At 70.3% G+C, this 19,285-nt stretch carries 17 protein-coding genes; 4 read left to right on the forward strand and 13 right to left on the reverse strand.

The window, feature by feature from the left end; all coding sequences use genetic code 11:
- The coding region (locus VI078_02920; protein ID HEY5998235.1) for a hypothetical protein at positions 1-199 on the forward strand (199 nt) is incomplete at its 5' end.
- Here VI078_02920 and VI078_02925 read toward each other — a convergent pair.
- From VI078_02925 to VI078_02935, 3 genes are read right to left on the reverse strand one after another with little or no spacing between them, the layout of a single operon-like run.
- On the reverse strand, positions 196-2,571 hold the full coding sequence (locus VI078_02925; GenBank protein ID HEY5998236.1) for a discoidin domain-containing protein: 2,376 nt from the start codon (positions 2,569-2,571) through the stop codon (positions 196-198). The genes VI078_02920 and VI078_02925 overlap by 4 nt on opposite strands.
- A 2-nt stretch (positions 2,572-2,573) precedes the next feature.
- Positions 2,574-4,517, reverse strand: a complete 1,944-nt coding sequence (asnB, locus tag VI078_02930) for an asparagine synthase (glutamine-hydrolyzing) (protein HEY5998237.1) — start codon at positions 4,515-4,517, stop codon at positions 2,574-2,576.
- A 52-nt stretch (positions 4,518-4,569) separates the two neighbouring features.
- Complete coding sequence (locus tag VI078_02935; GenBank protein ID HEY5998238.1) at positions 4,570-6,291, reverse strand: hypothetical protein; 1,722 nt, start codon at positions 6,289-6,291, stop codon at positions 4,570-4,572.
- A gap of 97 nt (positions 6,292-6,388) precedes the next feature.
- Here VI078_02935 and VI078_02940 point away from each other — a divergent pair, with 97 nt between their 5' ends.
- Together VI078_02940 and VI078_02945 are read left to right on the forward strand one after the other, a co-directional pair.
- Positions 6,389-6,922 (forward strand): hypothetical protein, encoded by a 534-nt coding sequence (locus VI078_02940; GenBank protein ID HEY5998239.1) that lies wholly within the window; start codon positions 6,389-6,391, stop codon positions 6,920-6,922.
- 24 nt (positions 6,923-6,946) lie between these two features.
- A complete protein-coding gene (locus VI078_02945) occupies positions 6,947-7,978 on the forward strand; it encodes an SGNH/GDSL hydrolase family protein (protein ID HEY5998240.1) in 1,032 nt (343 codons plus the stop codon).
- A gap of 52 nt (positions 7,979-8,030) precedes the next feature.
- Here VI078_02945 and VI078_02950 read toward each other — a convergent pair whose 3' ends face one another.
- The 5 genes from VI078_02950 to VI078_02970 all read right to left on the reverse strand — a co-directional run bounded on the left by VI078_02950 (position 8,031) and on the right by VI078_02970 (position 13,222).
- Entirely contained in the window at positions 8,031-8,795 is a 765-nt protein-coding gene (locus VI078_02950) for an SGNH/GDSL hydrolase family protein (GenBank protein ID HEY5998241.1), read from the reverse strand.
- 136 nt (positions 8,796-8,931) lie between these two features.
- Positions 8,932-9,708 carry a hypothetical protein gene (locus tag VI078_02955; protein HEY5998242.1) on the reverse strand — a complete coding sequence of 259 codons (777 nt, stop codon included), beginning with the start codon at positions 9,706-9,708 and terminating at the stop codon, positions 8,932-8,934.
- Positions 9,705-11,351, reverse strand: coding sequence for a glycosyltransferase family 39 protein (locus tag VI078_02960; protein ID HEY5998243.1), 1,647 nt, complete (start codon positions 11,349-11,351; stop codon positions 9,705-9,707). Before VI078_02960 ends, VI078_02955 begins: the two co-directional genes overlap by 4 nt.
- 114 nt (positions 11,352-11,465) lie before the next feature.
- Positions 11,466-12,092, reverse strand: a complete 627-nt coding sequence (locus tag VI078_02965; protein ID HEY5998244.1) for a hypothetical protein — start codon at positions 12,090-12,092, stop codon at positions 11,466-11,468.
- Between the two features lie 161 nt (positions 12,093-12,253).
- Positions 12,254-13,222: a hypothetical protein gene (locus VI078_02970; GenBank protein ID HEY5998245.1), complete on the reverse strand. Its 969-nt coding sequence runs from the start codon at positions 13,220-13,222 to the stop codon at positions 12,254-12,256.
- Between the two features lie 151 nt (positions 13,223-13,373).
- Between VI078_02970 and VI078_02975 the strand changes: the two genes are divergently transcribed.
- The gene (locus VI078_02975; protein ID HEY5998246.1) at positions 13,374-14,564 is read left to right on the forward strand and encodes a GDSL-type esterase/lipase family protein; all 1,191 of its coding nucleotides are present in this window, start codon (positions 13,374-13,376) and stop codon (positions 14,562-14,564) included.
- Here the strand turns inward: VI078_02975 and VI078_02980 are convergent.
- The 5 genes from VI078_02980 to VI078_03000 all read right to left on the reverse strand — a co-directional run.
- Positions 14,561-15,427: a hypothetical protein gene (locus tag VI078_02980; protein ID HEY5998247.1), complete on the reverse strand. Its 867-nt coding sequence runs from the start codon at positions 15,425-15,427 to the stop codon at positions 14,561-14,563. The genes VI078_02975 and VI078_02980 overlap by 4 nt on opposite strands.
- A gap of 189 nt (positions 15,428-15,616) precedes the next feature.
- Positions 15,617-16,357, reverse strand: a complete 741-nt coding sequence (locus VI078_02985) for an acyltransferase (GenBank protein HEY5998248.1) — start codon at positions 16,355-16,357, stop codon at positions 15,617-15,619.
- 211 nt (positions 16,358-16,568) lie between these two features.
- A complete protein-coding gene (locus VI078_02990; protein HEY5998249.1) occupies positions 16,569-17,372 on the reverse strand; it encodes a methyltransferase domain-containing protein in 804 nt (267 codons plus the stop codon).
- A gap of 18 nt (positions 17,373-17,390) precedes the next feature.
- Positions 17,391-18,785 (reverse strand): radical SAM protein, encoded by a 1,395-nt coding sequence (locus VI078_02995; protein ID HEY5998250.1) that lies wholly within the window; start codon positions 18,783-18,785, stop codon positions 17,391-17,393.
- Between the two features lie 11 nt (positions 18,786-18,796).
- Positions 18,797-19,285: hypothetical protein (locus VI078_03000; protein ID HEY5998251.1), on the reverse strand; the 489-nt coding region annotated here is incomplete at its 5' end.

Raw genomic sequence — 19,285 nt, forward strand, 5'->3', positions numbered from 1 at the left:
CTTCTCCCGCGCGCAGCTGCTGATCGTGCCCCGGCCGTACCTGGGGCGGGCCGAGCGGCTGTTGCGCACGCGCGGCGTCGCCTTCATCGAGACGCCGCTGCGCTACCACACGGTGCTCCAGACGGCGCCCACGCGCGTGGACGCGCCGCTGTTCTGGAACGGCCTCGAGCTGGACGAGTTGACCCGCGCGAGCCGCTAGAGACCGCCGGGCGGCTCGCGGTCCGCGACGGGACTGGCGGTCGTCGCGAGGAGGTCGAAGCCGGACCAGTAGAGCCGCGGGCCGGCCTTCGCCGGCGCCGTCACGAAGAGATCGTGGAGGGCAAGGGGCCTGCGCTCGAAGCCGACGCCCCCGCGTTGCAGGCGCTCCGCGACTGACGGGGCGTTCGCCTTCGGCACGATCAGCGCCAGCGGCCGGGAGAAGTCGAGGGGCAGGTGCGCCTTGAGGAAGGGGTTGCGGCGCCCCGAGTTGTTCACGGCGCGGTTGGGGATGAACTCCACGTCGAAGCCGGCGAGCTTGAACAGGCTCATGAAGTAGTGGTCGCCCGCGATCCGGTGCGTTCCCTTGAGCGGCGCGAGCGCGGCGGCGATGGCGTCCACCTCCGCGTCCACCGAGACCGGCGGCGGGGTCGCCCCCGGGGTCTCGCCGCCGTAGAGGTAGACCTCGCTCAGCGCGCAGGACCCGGTCTGGACGGGCACGAGGATGCGCAGGGAGCGCGCGGTCGCGGGCTGCGCGAGCGCCAGCTCGCAGCGGGGCTTCACGAGCTTGAGGAACGGGTGGCGGACCGACCAGAAGAACACGCCGGCGCGCCGCCACTGTCCCACGGTCCGCCACTCCCTGCCGTCGCCGGACGCCTGCACGATGAGGTGCGCGGGGAGCGTCCCCTGCGCCCGCGGCAGCAGCACGATCCGGTCGACGCGCGTCTCGTCCGGGAAGTCGAAACGGACCCAGGCCCCCGAGAGCGGCTCGGGCAGCGCCCAGGCAGTGTCGATGGTGCGGTCGGACAGGGCCGCTGCGCCGGCGCCGTCGCGGGAGGCGGTGACGGTGTAGCCCGAGAGCAGCGTCTCGCGGACCGGCTCCTTCCGGAAGTTGAAGTGGATCGCACGCTCCCCGCCTGTGCTCGTGTCGTGCTCGCAGCCGATCATCCGCAGCCCTTCCGACAGTCCGTCCTGGTCGACCCAGAAGAAGTTCTTCGCGGCGTCGGCGCGCAGCGAGTATTCCACCACCCGCTCCTGGTAGGGACGGGAGAACTCGACGCTGCCCAGCCCGGCGAGGTTGAGTTCGTTCGTCTCGGGGGATTCGAGGTACCCGTTCGTGAGGCCCCGCTCCGCGAGGTGCCGGATGGCCGGGTTCGCGGGGTCCGGGAAGCGCCCGATCGCGGCGGCGCCCTGGGTGCGCAGCGCGGTGACGAACGCCGCCGGCACGTTCCGCGTGTTCCGCACGTTGTTGCCGACGTAGATCAGGAAGGGCAGCGCCGCGAGCACGCTGGGCAGCCCGGGCAGGCGCGCCAGGACGACCGCCGGGAAGAGGAAGGCCACGCTGTAGAGGTTCGTGAAGAACAGGATCGGGTTGCCGCTCGTGCCGAAGCTCTTGCCGTACTCGGTTACCGTCGGGACCAGCAGGTGAAAGAGCAGCAGCCCGAGGACCAGCTGCTCCGGGAGCAGGTCCTCGCGCCGGCGCCACTTGCGCCAGGCCATCGCGGCGTAGGCGGCCAGGAGGACGCCGGTCCAGAGCAGGAAGAAGACCAGCGCCCGGCGCCACGCCGACCTCGGCTCGCCGTCCAGCGGCATGCCCCAGAAGTACGGGAGCGCGTTGGTCACCAGATCGTGCGCGGCCTGCGCCATGTGGCGGGTCGACTTCACGCTCCCCTGGCCGGTCAGCGCGAGGTCCGTCGTCAGGTTGTAGTACAGCACCGGCGAGAAGCCCAGGAGCCAGGCGGGCGAATAGGCCCAGACGAAACGCGTCCAGAAGACCCGGCCGAGCTGGAGCGCGATGATGGCGAACGTCACCACGAGGCAAGGGCCGATCCCCATGTTCTGCCAGAAGCTGAAGCCGCAGACGAAGCCGAGGAGGGCCGCGCGGGCGGCGATGCCCTTGCCCTCGCGGAAGCGCAGCACGAGGTCGTGCGTGAGCAGCAGGATGAGCGGCGTCGCGATGAAGAGGACCTGGAAGTCGTTGCGCGCCTGGCAGGACCAGTAGAGAAGCGCCGGCGTGGGGATCAACCAGATCGCGGCGGACCAGCCCGCCACACGCGGACCGTACAGGCGCCAGGCGAGCAGCAGGCTCAGAAAGACCCAGATGGCGCAGAGCGCCCAGGCGTAGAGGCTCATCGTCAGGGTGTTTGCGCCGAAGACCTTGAAGAGCAGCGCCTCGACGTAGGTGCCGGCGGCGCCCATCCACGCCTGCCCGGAGAAGAAGATCGGCCGCTCGCCGTCGAGGATGCGGCAGGCCTGCAGCGCGATCGTGGCCGGGTCGCGCCGGAGCGTCGGCGGGTAGACCGCGAGCAGGCGCAGCCCGCAGCCGAGCGCAAAGAGCGCGGCGACGACGAGGAGCGGGCGACGCAGCGCCGCCATGCTCACGCGCCGGCGCGCGGCCCGGGCGCGGCGCGCAGCCCGTCGATGAACCCGCGCAGCTCCTCCGTCGTCTGCCCCTCGACGCAGAGGCGGTGCCAGATCTCGAGGTTGAGCAGGATCCAGAGCCGGAAGTTGTGGTCCGCCTTCCCGGAGAGGTGCTCCTCGAGCAGCGCCTGCATCGCCGCGCGCTCGAAGAGGCCGAGCTCGACGAAGCGCGAGCGCGCGAAGAGGTTGCGCAGCAGGTCCGCCAGCTCGGTGCGCATCCAGCGGGCGATGGGGAACCCGAACCCCTGCTTCTGCCGCGTGATCAGCTCGGGCGGCAGGTAGCGCGCCGCGACCTTCTTGAGGATGTATTTCAGCCGGTGGCCGCGCAGCTTGAGGTCCGCCGGGATGGACGCGGCGTATTCGACGAGACGGTAATCCATGAGCGGCGGGCGCACCTCCAAGCCGTGCGCCATCGACATCCGGTCCGTGATCGCCAGCAGGTGGTCGGGCATGCGCGTCATCAGGTCGGTGTAGAGCATGCGGTCGACGAGGTCGTCGGCGGCGCCGGCGTCGAAGAAGGCGAGGATCTTGGCGACCGAGTCGCGGTCGGTCAGGCGCGCGAGGGCCGCCGGCGTGAAGAGCCGCTCCTTGCTCTCCTCGGTGAAGCGCAGGAAGCTCATGCTGCGCGCGTAGCGCCCCCCCGCGGAGTGGAACGACATGTCGTTGAGCCACGCCAGCTTCTGCGCGAGGCTCTTGTAGCCGAAGCTCTCGGGCACGAGGCGGATCGCCCGCGCCATGACCTCGCGCCGGAACCAGGCGGGCAGGACGCTGTAGATCTCCGCCAGCCGCTGCCCCGCGAAGCGGTCGTAGCCGGCGAAGTTCTCGTCGCCGCCGTCACCGCTGAGCACGACCTTGACCTCCTCCGCGGCGACCTGCGAGACGAGGAAGACGCCGGCGCCGAAGGGGTCGGCCGGCTCGTCCATCGCCGCGACCATCTGCGGGATGAGGTGGATCATGTCGGCCTCGACGATCCGCTCGCGCGCGGTGAGGCCGTACTTCGCCGCAACCAGGCGGGCCCATGGCAGCTCGTTGAACCCCTCTTCCTTGACGCCGATCGAGAAGGTCGGGAAGGGCGCGCCGGTGATGCCGGCCATCATCGCGGTGACGGTGCTCGAGTCGATCCCGCCGCTGAGGAACGTGCCGACCGGCACGTCGCTGAGCAGGTGCAGCTTCACGGTGTCGCGCAGCAGTTCGTCGAGCCCGTCGGCGATCGCGGCCTCGTCGTGCGGGAGCTTCGGGCGGAACGAAAGCTGCCAGTACTTCTCCTCGCGCAGCCGCCCGTCCTCGAAGACGGCGAGCGTCGCGGCCGGCAGCTTGTGCACGCCGCGGAAGAGTGTGTAGTGGTCGGGCAGGTAGCGCAGCGAGATGTAGTGCCAGAGGCCGTCGAGGTCGATCTCGCGCCCGACGAGTCCCGACGCCAGAACGCCCTTGACCTCGGAGGCGAAGACGATCCCGTCGCCGGCGAGCGCATAGAAGAGCGGCTTCTGGCCGAGGTGGTCGCGCGCCAGCAGCAGGCGGCGCGCGGGGCGGTCCCAGAGGCCGATCGCGAACATGCCCCGCAGCCGCTTGACGCAGGCGGGGCCCTCCTCCTCGTAGAGGTGGAGGATGACCTCGACGTCGGTCGCCGTGCGGAAGCGGTGCCCGCGGGCGGTGAGTTCCGCGCGCAGCTCGGGGCTGTTGTAGATCTCGCCGTTGCAGACGAGCTGGAGGTCGCCGGTCTCGCTGGCGATGGGCTGGCGGCCGCCCGCCAGGTCGATGATGCTCAGCCGCCGCTGGCCGAGCGAGATCAGGTCGTCGTGGTGGAAGTGCTCATCGTCCGGGCCGCGGTGGGCGAGCGCCCGGGTCACGGGGACGATGCGCTCCCGGTGTCCGGGGGCGATCACCCCCGCTATGCCGCACACGACCCTGGCGCTCCCTTCCGGCCGCGTTGCAGCCCGTGCTTCGCGTTCGTCCTCACTGCGCGTTGCCGGCGGATTGTACCGCGGCGCTCGCGGAAGCGGCAAGCGCGGGGGTGCCCGCGCGCGGCGCGCGCCGCGCGATCACGGGGCCGGCCCCGGCCGTCCTGCGGCAGTAGAAGATGTCGGCGAAGGTCACGTCCTCCTCGAGGCGCTCGCACCGCACCCCCGGCAGCCGCCAGCGGGCGGTCCTGAGAAACGCGGCGGGGTGGGTGGTGATCCGCAGCGTCTCCTCCAGGACGGCGTCCTCGCGCCAGGGGCGGTCGCGCGTCTCCAGCGCGTCGATGCCGTACTTGCGCAGGTACTGGCGCGGGAAGGCCTGGCGGTCCGTCTCCCGCTCGATGACGACCGTCACGGGCTCGCCGTGGCGGTCGAGAAACTCCCGGGCGAGCCTGGCGATCTCGTTCGGCTGGTACTCGAACTGGAAGAAGTTGTGGTAGAGGTCGTGCTCCTCGCGGGCCACCCGCGGGCCGTTCACGAGCCTGGCCAGGCAGGCGTCCTTGTCGCGCACCTCGCCGACGAAGACCAGCGAGCAGTACGCGGCCACGCCGAGGACAGCGCAGAGCGACAGGGCGCGCCGGTTGCGCAGGACGTTCCCGAGCGCCACGCCGAGGCCCGCCGCCAGCAACAGCGCCGCCAGCGGCGCCAGGTTCACGAAGACCCGGTCGTAGGGGCTGTCGCGGCGCAGGAAGCTGAAGACGAACGGCAGCACGAGCGTCGCGCCGAGGAACACCAACCTCCTGCGCGCGTCCGCCTTGGCGGGTCCGCCCCCGCGGCGGGCCAGCACGACTATCGCCACCGGCAGTGCAGCGAGCAGCGCCCAGCGGCGTGAGAGCAGGTCGCCGAGGACCTGCGGCATCATCCCGGACAGGATGAAGGGGCGGAAGTCCTTGCCGCTCTCGACGTACGGATTGTGGAGCACCCGCCGGAGCACCGGCGCGTAGAGGAGCGCGGAGGCGGCAACCCCGGCCGCCAGCGACGCGGCGACCGCGAGCGACGGCCGCCAATCGCGTCCCGGTCCGCCGCGTCCCAGGCGCGGCGCGAGCGCGTCGGCGGCGGCGAAGGCGGCCTGGCACGCCGCCATCGCGGCCAGCACGTAGAGGTTCAGGGGGATCGTGTACACCAGCAGCGCCGACACGCCGGCCGCGGCCGCCGCCCGCCCCGCGGTCGCATCCCGCTCCATGTCCCAGACGATAGGCAGCAGCAGGCACAGCAGGGCCATGCTCAGCACGTAGCCGCGGAACTGCACGGCGTAGTTGTAGAAGGGGACGCACGTGGCCAGCAGGACGAGGGCGCACGCCCCTGTGAAGCGGCCGAAGGACCTCCGACCGACGGCGTAGACCAGCAGGAGGGTCGCGGCGCTGATCGCGAGCATGATCAGGCGCGCGATCCGCGGGTGGTCCAGCAGGTGGTTGAAGTTGTGGATGTGGAACGCCTTGAATGCCAGGTTCATGAGCAGGCTGAAGAAGACGTGGTTGTTCGGGTAGGTGTAGTCGGTCACGGTCTTCGCCAGCGGCACCATGACGTAGTTCTCGAGCGTCGCGATCTCGTCGAACCAGAAGTCCAGCTGCAGGTAGTTGTGCGCCGCCAGCCAGAAGAACGGAGTGGCGAGCGCGAGCACGCCCGCGTGCTCCAGCAGCGCCCTTCCGAGGGAGAGCGCCGCCGACGCACACGCCGGCTCCGCCGTCCTCCCGACGCCTCCCGCTGTGGCGGGGTTCATCTTGACACTCCGCAGTCCGCCTGATAATTTCAACGTAGTAAGTGGCAGCAAGACAGAATTGTTGCATTGCAGGTGCCGAATGGCAAGCGGGGTTGATGTGACAGCGAAACGCGGAGACGCCAGGGCCCAGGTCAGCGGCCGGCCGCCCAAGTTCGACGAGCCGCGCCGGCCCGTCACCGTCACGCTGCCGGAGAGGATCCTGCGCAAGCTGGGCGCCATCGACGGGGACCGCGCGAAGGCCATTGTCAAGGTGACGGAGATGGTGGCGGGGCGCGACGACGGCGGCAGGCCCGTGGAGCTGGTCGAGGCGTCCCCCGGCAGGTCCCTGATCGTCGTGGGGCGCTCGGAGGTCCTGCACCGGATCCCCTGGCTGGAGCTGGCGGAGGTCTCGCCGGGCCGCCACCTGCTGGTGCTTCCGTCGGGGACGGCGGTCGACTCCCTCGAGATCGCGTTGCTGGACCTGGTCGAGCACGCGCGGGAGATCGCCAGCGACGAGCGGGATCTGCTGGTCGACCTGCGCGAGCTGCTCGGGCGCCTGCGGAGGGAGCGGCGCACGTCCAAGGCGGAGATCATCTTCTTCGACACCCGCGCCCTGCGCCACCAGGCGCGGAAGGCGCCGCCGCGGGCGTAGCGGGCGGCCGCCGCAAGAGAAGCCGTGAGAAGCCGCGCGCGGGACGTCCTGCTGCTGCTGGCCGCCCTCGCCCTGGCGCTCCTGGCTGCCGACCGCGGCGCGGCCTGGTTCATGAGCAGGCCGCCGAAGAAGTTCCCGGACTCGCGGTTCTCCCACGAGCGCTTCCTCGCAAACTCGCTGGGCAACCGCGATTTCGAGTATCCGGTCGAGAAGCCGCCCCGCACATTCCGCGTCATCGCGATCGGGGACTCGTTCACGTACGGCCGCGGCGCAAGCTTCGACGACGTCTGGTCCAAGCGCCTGGAGCGCTACCTCTACGACTACGGGAACGTCAAGGGGCAGCGCTACGAGGTGCTCAACTGGGGGCACCCCGGCGTCTCGACACCGTTCGAGGTCGAGACCCTCAAGAAGGACGCCCGCCGCTATGGTGCCGACGTGATCGTCCTCGGCTACTGCCTCAACGACGCCGAAGAGGAGGTCGGCAAGCGCAGCGACTTCCTCTCGCGCCTGCGCCAGAGGACGGTGCACCTGGATTTCGAAAAGGGGCAGGGACTCAACGCCTGGCTCTACGACCACTGGGCGCTCTACCGCTTCGTGCGGCAGCGGATCTTCAACACGGAACGCAACCGCGGGCATCTCGCCTATTACCGCGAACTCTACCGTGACGATTACGTCGGCTGGGGGGACACGCGCGCCGCAATCGCGGAGCTCGGCACGTTCCGCCGCGAGAGCGGCATCCCGGTGGTCGTGATGATCTTCCCGTTGCTGTCCTGGGACCTCGACGACCGCTATCCCTTTCGGGGCATCCACGCGCGGCTGCACCGCGAGCTGAAGCAGGCCGGCCTTCCCTTCCTGGATCTGCTCACCGCCTACCGCGGACTCGACCACGAGGTGCTGGAGGCCGTTCCCTACCAGGACCCGCACCCGAGCGACGTGGCGCACCGGATCGCCGCCGAGGAGATGTACGTCTTCCTCACCAAGAGGGGGTTGCTGCCGCGGGGCGAGCCGATCGCCGCGACACAGGTGGACCGCCGGCTGCCGCCGCCCTGGCGGTAGGCCGCCAGCATCGCGGTCCGAACGGTGCGCGCACCGCGCCGTGGCCGGGCGATTACCAGCGGAGGCCGGCCAGCGCGTCGTAGTAGGTGCGCGCCAGGGCCGTGTAGCCCGCCTCGTTCGGGTGGTTGCCGTGGTCCGGGTTGATCAGGCCGCAGCCGTCGGGCGGGGACTGCGTGGTGAAGGTCTTCCAGGCGTCGGCCAGGATCACACCCGCGTCATTCGGCTGGAGTTCCTCGCCGATGGCGCGGATCTTCTCGTTCATCAGGACGATGTTCGTCTCCTGGTAGGCGCGTGACTGCGAGCAGACGGGCGGGAGCGTCGAGAGCACGACGATCGTGCGGTTGCCCCGGGCAGTGGCGATGATCGCGCGCAGGTTCTCGCTGGTGGTCGCGATCCTGGTCGCCGACATCGGTAGGCCGGCGTGCTCGTCGTTGGTCCCGTAAAGCAGGACCAGCACGGCTGGCCGGTCTCGCCGCAGCACCGCGCCGATGCGCTCGACGCCCGCGGCGGAGAAGGTGCCGCTGTCCGCCTCGTCCAGCACGCGGATTCCCTTGCGGCCGTCGGCGGCGAAGAGCGCCTGCAGATCGTCGCGGTAGCCGAGGCCGTTGGCCGAGTAGTAGCCGTCGCTGATGCTGTCGCCGAACGCGACGACGATGTTCGGGTTATTGCCCCCGATGTCCAGCTTCACGGGGGTGCCGTCGCCGCCGGTGTCGCTGGGGCCCGTGGCGGAGCTGCAGGCCGCAAGGGCGAGCAGCAGCAGGATGCCGCCGCCGACGAGCGCCCTCGCGACGTCTCCGGTGCGTCGCCGCTGTTCCATACGTTCTCCCTCAATCCTTCGCCGCGCGGCGGCGTTGCCCCCGTGCGACGGCGGCGGATTGTCCACGCCGGGGGCGGGTGCGTCAAGGATTCGCGCGCAGAAAGTCCGGCGGCCGACGCGCAGTCCGAGGAGACGGTCAGGCCCGGCCGCCGCGGGCGTTGCGCAACCAGCGGCGGGCCGCCGCGGGCCAGGAGCTGCGGATGCCTGCGGGAGCCGGGCCGCCCGCCCGGAGCAGCCGGCGCGCTGACTCGAGGGGGCGGTCCGCGTCGAAGGGGCCCTCCATGACCGTTGCGTACGTCCCGAGAAGGCGCTCCTCCCCGGCGAAGGGCAGCGGGTCGGTGCCGGCGACGACGGGAATCCCCCGGCGCCGCGCCTCGCGCATCAGCGACGGTTCGGGCGCGCCGGCCGGCCGCAGGGCGGTGTCGCCGAGGAGGATGTCGCCCCGGCGCCGGCCGTCGAGAAGGCTTCGGATGAGCGCGCCGCGCGCGAACCACCACTTGCCGGGCGACCAGCCGAGGACTGGCACGCCGCCGGCCTCGAGCACGGCGTCCACGACCGTCGCGGCCGGCAGTCCTTCGACGATGTCGAGGTCGACCGTCAGGGCCAGGACCTCTATCCGCTCCGAGGTCACGATCTGGCGGCCGGCGAAGAGGTAGACCGCGGGCACGCCGCTCTCGAGGAGGACGACCGCCCCGGGTTCGGCCAGCGGCCGAAAGGAACGCGGGCCCGGCGCGAGCGCGAGCGAGCCCTCCCTGATCGCCGCGAAGGCGTGGCAGTCGCGGCGCTCCGCGAAGAAGCCGGCGCGCACACCCTCCCCGTGCCGAGGGAGGTTCGTCGCCAGGGCCGAGATCGCCGCTGCGAAGTCGTAGCAGGGGTAGAGGTGCAGGTGCGTGTCCGCGATCAGGCGGGTCATTTCGCGCTCGCGGCGGCCGGGTCCCCCGCGGCCCCGGCCCCGCGCCCTCCCGTGGCGATCGGCGCGTAGAACTCCAGCGTCGGGGAGACGAAGTAGCCCTCGAACATCGGGTCGAGCCTCGTGTAGAGGCACTTGTTCAGGAACTCCGCGGAGAAGCGCCGGACCAGCCGGTAGCGCTGCGGGTCCTTCAGTCCCGCGTACACCGCGACGGCCGCGGCGTCCCCGTGCCGCTCGTGGCGCCGGGAGACGAGGGACGACGTCTCGATCAGGTCGTAGGCCGCCATCTTCGCCGGGTCGCCGAGGCCGCGCTCGCTCCCGCCTTCGACCTGGATGCCACCGGCCGGATCCGGCAGCGCGTTGTAGCGGCCCCAGCCGGCAACGTACAGCCGGGCGCCGGGCTTGAGATACCCCTCCAGCCAGCGCGCGGCCTCGACCCGCGTCTCGTGGCTGAAGCGTCGGGCAGTCTGCGCCGTGAACACGAGCGTGTAGCCGGCGGCGAGTACGACGGCGGCAGCCGCGGTGGCGCGCTTCCACGCCGCGCGCGAGGTCAGCCACTCCCCCTGCCAGAGGCCGGCGAAGAGGGCGCCCGCCGGCAGCACCGGCAGGTAGTAGCGGATCGGCGTCAGCGACCAGCTCCCTGTCACGCCGAAGAACAGGAGCGCGAACCCGATCACCACCGCCTTGCGCCGATCCAGGGTGGCCGTCGCCCAGAGCGTCCCCGCGATGGCCGAGACGTAGAGGCCGAGGCCGAAGCTGAAGGGCCAGGCCGCGGCGATCTGGTAGACGTAACGGTGGTACTGGATGCCCGCGGCCGGGACGCTGAAGCCGTAGTGGCCGCCGACGGTGTGCCGCCGCTCGTAGGCCATCGCCGCCAGCGTGTCGGACAGGCGGATGAAGCTGAACGGCGTCACCAGGAAACAGAAGAGCAGCGCGCAGGCGCCGGCCGTGGCGAGGCCGAGCGCCTTGCGGCGCAGCGGCACGGGCGAGAGGGCCGCTGCCAGCAGGATGGCGACGGCAGCCAGGGCGGCGGTGTATTTGCTCCCCGTCGCGAGGCCGAGTGCCGCGCCTGCCAGCGCCCAATCGTGCCAACGGTCGCGCCGCAGCAGTCGCACGGAGGCGAGCAGCGTGACGACGACCCAGAAGGTCATCATCACGTCGGTCACGGCGACGTGGCTCTCCCAGACGCTCAGCGGGAGCAGCGCCGCCCAGAGCGCCGCCAGCAGCGCGCCGGATGCCCGAGCGCCCAGCTCGCGGGCCAGCAGGTAGACGGCGGGTGCGGTCATCGCGCCGAAGAAGGCGCTCCACGAGCGCCCGACGACGTGCATCTGCCAGACCTCGTGCAGCAGGCCGAGCCGTCGCAACACCCAGGAGGTGCCGGCGGTCAGGTAGATGAGGAACTGGGGGTAATTGAGGAAGCCCGGGTCCGGCCTGTGGAAGGAGACGAGCTGGGCGTACTTCAGCACGTAATCGAACTCGTCGGGGTGCAGGTCGACTCTTGATGGCGCCCCCCAGCGGATGCCCCAGAACCGGAGCGTCGCCGCGACGAGCGTCACGACGGCGAGCAGCCAGCCGCGGTTCTTCTCGAGCCACGCGGCCGCGTCGGCGCGCCGCCGCGCCGGCGCGGCGCTCTCACCAGGATTCATCGCAGAAACTATACCATCGGGCGGGCGGCCGGCACGGGACGGAAACACGAAGCCCCCCGCGCCGCTTCCGGCGGGGGGGCTGCTGTCAGTCTGCGATGCGAGATGCCTGCCGGCCTACGGCCACTTCGTCAGGACGATGGGCGTCCGCTCGTCGGGCGTGCCCGGATCGCGGTCGCCGCGCGCGATCGTGGAGTTCATGAAGCCCACCTCCTCGCCGGAGTGGGGGTACCACTTCGCGGCGATCGGGCCGTAGCCCTGCACGAAGGGGGGCTGGCCGTTGCGCGCCTCGGTCGTCCGGCAGATCGAGTTGGTGGCCTTGACGTGCTCCCACGGGGTGGCGTGCCAGGCGCCGTCGATCTTGACGATGATCCAGTTGTTGCCGACGGACTTCCCGTTCCGGTTCGGCCAGTTCGGGGGCAGGTTCCACGACCAGCAGATGGTCGGGTCCGGCATCTTGGGGTTGATCTCGGTGATCTTGAAGCTCGTGTCGATGACCTTCCAGCCGCTCGGGTTCCTCTGGCCGTCCCAGATGATCTCGTTGGCGGGGATGGCGTCGGCGAGCGGGTTCACGCCGGTGCCGGTCCCGCCTCCGTTGTTGGGCTTCGTGGGCTGGGTCGGCAGCTCCGTTGCCTTGCCGCAAGCCATGATGCCGGCGATGGCGAAGCCCGTCACGACGACCAGGGCCGCCGCGGCCACGGCGCGGAAGAACTTCCTCACTCTCTTCGTCCGTCCAGAACTCATGCGCGTTGCCCTCCCCTGAGTTTGCCGAACTATAGGGGTATTGCCGGAATTGTCAAGGTGTCGGGCGTCACCTTCCGCGCGACAGCGTGGCGCGGGCGCGAAAAAAGCCCCCGCGCCTCGCGGGGCGCGGGGGCTGGTACCGGTCGGGGGCGCTGGGTGCGCTAGAAGGGGTAGGTCGTCTTGATGATCGGCGAGCGCCCCGTGGGCGTGTCAGGGTGCGGGCCGCGGGCGACCGTGGTGAACACGAAGCCGATCTCCTCGCCCTTCTCGAAATGATGTTCGGCGATCGCGCCGGTGGATTGGATGAACTGCTGGGACTGGCTGGGGCACTGCTCCGTCGTCACGAAGTAGGTCCCGCCGGGCTTGATCCCCTCCCAGACGCCGCCGTGCCAGACCCCGTTGATCTTGCCGATGACCCAGCCGCTGCCGATGATCTTCCCGGTCTGCGGCCAGCTGGCGGGGTTGGTGAAGTTGAAGTAGACGCACGGGCCGATGGTATCGCACATGGGCGGGTTGTGGACCGAGCACCCCGCCGTGCCATTGGGCTGAATCGAGACGTTCTTCATCTCGGCGGTGATCGGCCACGCGGTCGGGTTCGGGCCGCCGTCCCAGACGATGGTTGTCGGGTCGATCGCGTCCTTGCCGTTGCCCGGCGGCGGGGTGCCGCCACCGCCGCCGCCGGACGGGGGCGGCTGGGTGTTGGTGCCCTGGAAGTCCTCGGCGATGACGCCGTTGACGGCGTGCGGGTTGTCGAAGGCGTTGGTCTCCGTGAACCTGAAGAAGAGGGTCGTCGCGCCGCTGTCGACGAAGTGCGCGTCGACGAACCCGACCCGCCCGCCGGTGATGTAGCTCTTGAAGTCGCCGTGGAGGCTGCCGTCGGCGTTGATGGTGTAGGTGCCGTAGATCGTCGGCGTGGAGCGGTGGCCCGCGGTGCCCTGGTAGGTCATGTCCTCCTTGAACACCAGGTCGAAGGAGTCACCGTTGCCGCTGATCGCCTCCGTCTGCCAGATGCCGTAGGCGTACTTGTTGGAAGGCCCGGTGCCGTCCGGGCCGCTCGAGTCGGAACTCCCGCAGGCGGCCAGGGAAACCAGCGCCGCCAGGCACAACAGCGAACTCAGAACCTTCCTCATGCCGTCACCTCTCCAACGTTGCCTGCACGCTCCTCTTGCCGCCAAGGGAGCAACCGGGGCGGATTCTCGGGATCACGCGGGAGATTGTCAAGTATTCTCACGGCGAATTGCCTTCCGCGGGTCCGCCGGGCAGTTTTGCTAGAATCCCGCCGTGCAAGGCGCAGGCGGGACATCGACGACGACGCGATCCGCGGGGATTCTCGCGGGGATCGGCCTCGCGGCCGGCGCCGTCCTCGTGGTGCTGGTGCTCGGCGAAGCGGCGCTGCGGCTCGTCGGCTACCGCCCGCCGGTGCTCGTGCCGCCGGCCGTGAAGGGCACCTACCGCTTCGAGCCGGGCGCCAGCTTCACCTACGTCGGCTACCGCCCGGGAAGCCCCGTGGAGTTCCGCACGCCGATCGTGCTCAACCGGCTCGGGTTCCACGACCGCGACTACGCGCCCGCCCGCCCTGAGGAGCGCACGTACCGCGTCCTCGTCCTCGGCGACTCCTACGTCGCGGCGATGGAGGTCGAGACCGCCCAGACGTTCCACAAGCTGCTGGAGGCGCGGCTCAACGCCGAGAACCCCCTCGGGCGCGGGCGCTACGAAGTGATCGCCTTCGGGCAGGGCAACCGCGCGCAGGAGGCGGAGCTGGGGTGGCTCAGGCGCTTCGGCCCCGAGTACCGGCCGGACCTGGTGCTGCTCGTCTTCTTCTGCGGCAACGACGTGATGGAGAACTCGCCGGCGACCTACCGGAAGGCCTCGAACTACGCCACCTTCTACCAGAAGGTCGTCGCGCCGAAGAAGCTCGCGCTCTACGACCGGCTCTTCGTCCTGCGGCGCTCGCGGCTCAACGGCTTCGTGGCGGAGCGGGCCGCGGCGTACTACTCCGCGCACCTGGACCTCTTCGACCGGAGCGTGACACGCGAGCAGCTGCTGGGCCCGGACGCCGAGGTGTACCGGGTCCCCCCGGCCGCTGAGTGGGTGGAGGCGTGGGGCCTCACGCGCGGGCTCCTCGGGGAGGTGCGCGCGGAGGCCGGGCGCCAGGGCGCCGCCTTCGCGATGGCCGTCATCTCGGGCCCCCAGGTGATCGGCGAGGCCTCGCAGGACCGGCTCTGGGCGGGGAGCGCCGCAGGTATGGATCTCGAGCAGCCCGAGAAATGGGTGCTCGGCTGGTGCGCCGAAGAGCGCGTCCCGTGTCTCTCGCTCGGGAAGGCCTTCCGCGAGGCCGGGCGCGAGCGCGTCTTCTGGCGCTACGACGCGCACCTCACGCCGTTCGGGCACTCCGTCGCGGCAGACGCGCTCTACCCGTTTCTCGTGGGCCTCGCCGCGGATGGCGCGGGCCCCGCGAAGGGGGGCCGCTAGGGCCAGCGCGTCTTGATGATCGGCGAGCGCTCCCGCGGCGATCCGGCGGAGATGCCGGAGCGGCAGGGCGTGCTCGCCATGAAGGCGATCTCCTCGCCGGATTTCGGGTACCAGCTGTCGATCGGGCTGGCCGAGGCCTGGATGAAGGGCGGTTGGCCCGGCTTGGCCTCGAGCGTGACGCGGTTCGTGCTCGCGCGCAGCCACTCCCACGTCGCCGCGTGCCACTGCCCGCCGATCCTGGCAAAGACCCACATATTCCCCAGCACGCCGTTGGAGTACTCGACGGGCCAGCCGGGCTGCGACCAGTCCCACGCGATCGTCAGGCCCGAAATGCGGATGTTGCTCAGCCTGGCGGTCACCTTGAACTTGGCGGGGCTCGGGTGGTGGAACGTGACCTTCGTGATGTCGAGCTGGTCGCGGGGGTCCCCCCCACCGGGCGGGGGCGCCTTCTCGATCGAGATCGTGTACTGGGCGCTCGCCTTCCCGGTCGTGGCCTTGACGACGGTCTTCCCGAGCTGCGACCCCGCCGTGAAGGTGACCACGGCCTTGCCGCCGACGATGGTGACCTTCTCCGCGTCGAGCGTGCCCAGCGCCGAGTCCAGCTCCACCTTCACCTTGACGCCGTCGTCGACCGGGCCGCCGTCCTCGTTGGCGGCGTTGATCGTGAGATTGAGGCTCGCCTTCGGGGCGACCGCGGTCTTCTCGCCCTGGATGTTCAGGACCACCGTGCTCGGGCCCGTGACCTTCTCGAAGACCCCGCACGCCGCGGAGAGAAGCGCCGCGACGAGCACAAGTCCCGCGATCCCGATGGAGACACCCGCTGTCCTGAGGCTCCCGCCGGCACGTTCCCGTTCATTCGTCATGACAGTCTCCTTCGCCTTCGTGATGGTTCCGCCAACGCGCACATGATATCAGAATCATTCTTATCTCGCAATGGATAACATGCTGATATTGATGCGACTTCCTGCCATGGTTTTGTGACGTAGATCACCTGGCGGCGGTCGCAGGGGGTGCCTTGGAGAGCGGGACCGGAGCGGTGCCCGCGCGGGACCTCAGAGGGATTTGAGCACCCGCGCCGGGATGCCCGCCGCCACCGAGTCCCGCGGGATCTCGCCGAGGACGACCGCACCGGCGCCGAGGACGCAGTGCTCGCCGATGCGCGCCTTGTCGGTCACGGTCACGTGCGCCCCGAACCAGCAGTTTCGGCCGACGATGGTCTCCCGCATCTCGAAGCTCCCCTCCTGCTGCGAGAAGGGGACGGGGCTCGTGTAGTCGTACGCGCCGCCGCTGACGAAATAGGCGAAGGAGCCGACCACGGTGAACTCGCCGATCTCGAGCCGCTTCGCCGACGTGAGCTGGCAGTTGGTCGAGACGTTCACGCCCTCGCCCAGCTCGATGTCGCCGTTCTTGCAGGAGAGGATCGTGTTGCGCCCGAGGAACACGCGCGGGCCGAGCGTGATCCCGGCGTTTGTCTCGCCCTTGGCGTCGAGCACGACGTTGTCGTCGATCACGACGCGGTCGCCGAGGCGGACTTTGTGCGGGTGGCGCAGCGTCACCCCGCGCCCGAAGACCACGCCGCCGCCGCAGCTGCCGAGGATCGTGGGGTAGAGGCGCCGGCGCAGGAACAGGCCGAGGGCGCCGGGGAGCGAGCCGCAGAGGCTGGTGACGATCTCGGCCCAGACGGCGCGCGGCAGGCTGACGTCGCCCCACGCGAAGGCGCGGTACTTGCCGGCGCCGCCCGAGAAGCCTCCGGGGAAGAGGCCGCCGAACTTGTGCTGGTGATCGGTGCTCATCGTGACCGTGTCCGCTCCGGGATCCTGGCGCTCGGCGCCTTCGTCCGTGCGCGCTGCGGGGTCCTGCCGCTGCGCACCCCCACCGTACTCCCTTCGGTCCGTCCGGCGGGGGTCCCCCGCTCCGCGTCACCCCTCCGCTGTTTCAGGGCCTTCACGTGCGCGTTCTCCGGCTTCCTTCCCCGTCCACGGCCGCCGGGCTGTGACCCCAGTTCTAGGTTCCGTTCTTGCGACAAAGAAAATACCAGCCGCTGGCGGCGAAGCGCGGCAGGAAGTCCGCGAGGCGGCTGTCGAAGCGGTCGACCGCGGGGCTCTTCCCGAAGACCACGCCGAAGATGAAGATGGAGTTCACGGTCCCGGTGAGCGCGAGCCCCGCCCGCGCGAAGATGTCGCGCATCTCGCGGACCGTGAACTTCTGGACGTGGTCCTGGTCCGGGTTGGAGGTGTGCACGGCGCACTTGGTGGCGTGGTCGAGCATCCCGAACGCGCGGCGCACCGGGTCGATGACGCGGCCGATGCCGAGCCGGCGGCGCAGGAAGATCTCGATCCTGCCGAGCACCTCGCGCGGCCCGTAGCCGTTCGGCACGGTGACCATGAGCGTGCCGCCGGGCGCGAGGTGGCGCGCGATCGAGTCCACGAGCGGCTGCGGCTCGTGCAGGTGCTCGAGGACCTCGGAGCAGATGATCAGGTCGAACGTCTCGCCGAGGTCGAAGCTCGCCCCGGGCACGACGGCGAAGCGCGCGTTCGGGTAGCGGTTGGCGCCGACGTTGCGCTCGATCGAGGCGGCGTTGACGTCGACGCCCACGACCGGCACGCCGAGCGCCGCAACGGGGAAGGTCAGCGGGCCGTTGCCGCAGCCGACGTCGAGGACCTTCAGGCCGGGTTTCGCCGCCCGCAGGCGCTCGATCAGCGCAAAGATGAAGTCGAGTTTCTTCTTCCCGCCGGGGATCGCCTGGTAGTCGGTCGCGCCGTAGAAGCGCTCCCGTGCCGCGTCCGCCGCTGCCGTCCCAACGCCCATGGCGCCGCCTACCGCCGGCTAGACGCCCATCGCGAGCTTGCGGAGTATGCGCTTGAAGGGCGAGAGCGCCCGTACGAGGAACCCGGCCCAGGGCGAGTAGTAGAAGTAGAGCAGGACCGCCTTGAAGGGGTGGGTCTTGAGATAGACGCGGAAGGGAAAGAGCCGGAAGCAGTGCAGAATCTCCTCGCGCGGGAAGCCGGGGAGCCGCAGCGCGGTGTCGGTCTGCCCGATGAACTCGGCGTTCTCCCGCTCCGGGTCGATCAGGCCCTCCTTCACGGCGATGTCCCCGAGGACGGTCCCGGGGTAGACCTCGAAGATGTGCAGCGTGAAGGCGTCCGGCATGATCCGCTGCGCGAGGCGCACGGAGTCCATGTGGATCTCGGGGGTCTCGTGCGGCAGGCCGATGAGGAAGTGCGACTTGGTCCGGAAGCCGGCCTTCCGGCACATCTCGAAGGCGTGCGCGATCTGGTCGTTGGTCATCCGGCGGTTGAGCACCTTGGTGCGGAACTCCTCGTTGCCGTGCTCGATGCCCATCACGACCCGCGTGCAGCCGGCGTCCTTGAGCGCCGCGCAGAGTTCCTCGGTGATCTGCTCGGGCCGCGCGTTGATGAAGAACGGGAGCTTGAACTCCTTCTTGTAGGCCGCGCAGAAACCGAGCGAGAAGCGCTTGTCGGCGAGGAACGTGTCGTCGTTGAGATAGAGGTAGCGGACCTTGTAGCGTTTGACGACCCGCCGCACCTCCTCGATGGCGTACTCGACGCTCGGGTAGCGGACGTACTTGCCCTCCTGCGTCTTGCGCAGCACGTGGTTCGAGCAGTAGGTGCAGGTGTAGGGGCAGCCGCGGCCGAACTGGAAGTTCGCGGTCTCGATGTCCGAGTCGATGATCGCCTGGTAGTCGACCATCTCGCGGTCGTAGAACGGCAGGCTGTCGAGGTCCTGGATGAACGGGCGCGTCGGGTTCTTCACGATCGAGCCGTCCGGCTTCTTGACCCAGAGGTTCTTGATGCCGTCGACCGGCCTGCCGTCGCGCAGCGCCTCCACCAGCTCGAGCATCGGGTACTCGCCCTCGCCGATGCAGATCGCGTCCAGCCCCTGGACCTCGCCGAGGCACTCGGGCACGACGGTCGGGTGCGCGCCGCCGAAGATGGTGAAGGCCTTCCAGGGGCGCAGCTCCTCGATGATCTTCTTCGCGTAGCGCCACTGCGGGTAGACCACGGACATGCCGACGACGTCCGGCTGGTACTCCGCGATCGCCTTCTTCAGGGGTTCCATGTCGAAGGCGCCGAACATGTGGTGCAGCCGCGTGTCGTGGCCGTGCGCTTTCAGCACCGCGCTGATGATGCCGGTGCCGAACTGGTAGCTCATCGCGCCGCCGCGCACGTTGATGTCGGTGTAGATGAACAGGACTTTCATGCGCGCGTGTTCTAGCGCCGGCCGTCGCCAAAGTCAACCGCGCGCACGGTGACCGCCCCGAGCGCGAGGCCGCGGCGGTCGTGCGGGACGGCCGCGTCCAGCAGGCGGATGCGCTTCTCCTGCCAGGGCTGCCAGAGGCCGGTCCGCAGCTCGTACCTGCCCGGCGGCACCGTCGCGGGGAGCGCGAAGCGCAGGAAGCACCCCTCCTCCCGGTCGTCACCCGCGGGGGCTCGCGCGTCCGACAGCAGGGGGTGGTCGCCCTGGAACGCGACCCGGCCGTCCTCGCCGACCCCGTGGACCCAGAAGGCGAGGCGGTCGGGGCGCTCAAGCCCCTCCGGCAGCCGCAGCCGGTACTCCAGGCCGACAAAGGCCCCGGGGCGGACGTCGGCGCTCTCGGCCCGGTACGCCGCCAGCTCGACGCCGCCGCGGAACCGGGCGCCGGCCTGCTGGAAGGGCGGGGTGCGCGGCGCCGACCCCAGACGCTCCTTCGCGCCGGTGCG

It is taken from the genome of bacterium (genome assembly GCA_036524115.1).
GTDB lineage: Bacteria > JAUVQV01 > JAUVQV01 > JAUVQV01 > DATDCY01 > DATDCY01.

What these genes read in the sequence shown, in the direction of transcription:
- VI078_02990 (HEY5998249.1), bottom strand. Translation starts at nt 17,372, where the DNA reads ATGGGCGTTGGGACGGCAGCGGCGGACGCGGCACGGGAGCGCTTCTAC.
- VI078_02995 (HEY5998250.1), bottom strand. Translation starts at nt 18,785, where the DNA reads ATGAAAGTCCTGTTCATCTACACCGACATCAACGTGCGCGGCGGCGCG.
- VI078_02960 (HEY5998243.1), bottom strand. Translation starts at nt 11,351, where the DNA reads ATGAATCCTGGTGAGAGCGCCGCGCCGGCGCGGCGGCGCGCCGACGCG.
- VI078_02935 (HEY5998238.1), bottom strand. Translation starts at nt 6,291, where the DNA reads ATGAACCCCGCCACAGCGGGAGGCGTCGGGAGGACGGCGGAGCCGGCG.
- VI078_02970 (HEY5998245.1), bottom strand. Translation starts at nt 13,222, where the DNA reads ATGAGGAAGGTTCTGAGTTCGCTGTTGTGCCTGGCGGCGCTGGTTTCC.
- VI078_02985 (HEY5998248.1), bottom strand. Translation starts at nt 16,357, where the DNA reads ATGAGCACCGATCACCAGCACAAGTTCGGCGGCCTCTTCCCCGGAGGC.
- VI078_02980 (HEY5998247.1), bottom strand. Translation starts at nt 15,427, where the DNA reads ATGACGAATGAACGGGAACGTGCCGGCGGGAGCCTCAGGACAGCGGGT.
- VI078_02955 (HEY5998242.1), bottom strand. Translation starts at nt 9,708, where the DNA reads ATGACCCGCCTGATCGCGGACACGCACCTGCACCTCTACCCCTGCTAC.
- VI078_02925 (HEY5998236.1), bottom strand. Translation starts at nt 2,571, where the DNA reads ATGGCGGCGCTGCGTCGCCCGCTCCTCGTCGTCGCCGCGCTCTTTGCG.
- VI078_02965 (HEY5998244.1), bottom strand. Translation starts at nt 12,092, where the DNA reads ATGAGTTCTGGACGGACGAAGAGAGTGAGGAAGTTCTTCCGCGCCGTG.
- VI078_02950 (HEY5998241.1), bottom strand. Translation starts at nt 8,795, where the DNA reads ATGGAACAGCGGCGACGCACCGGAGACGTCGCGAGGGCGCTCGTCGGC.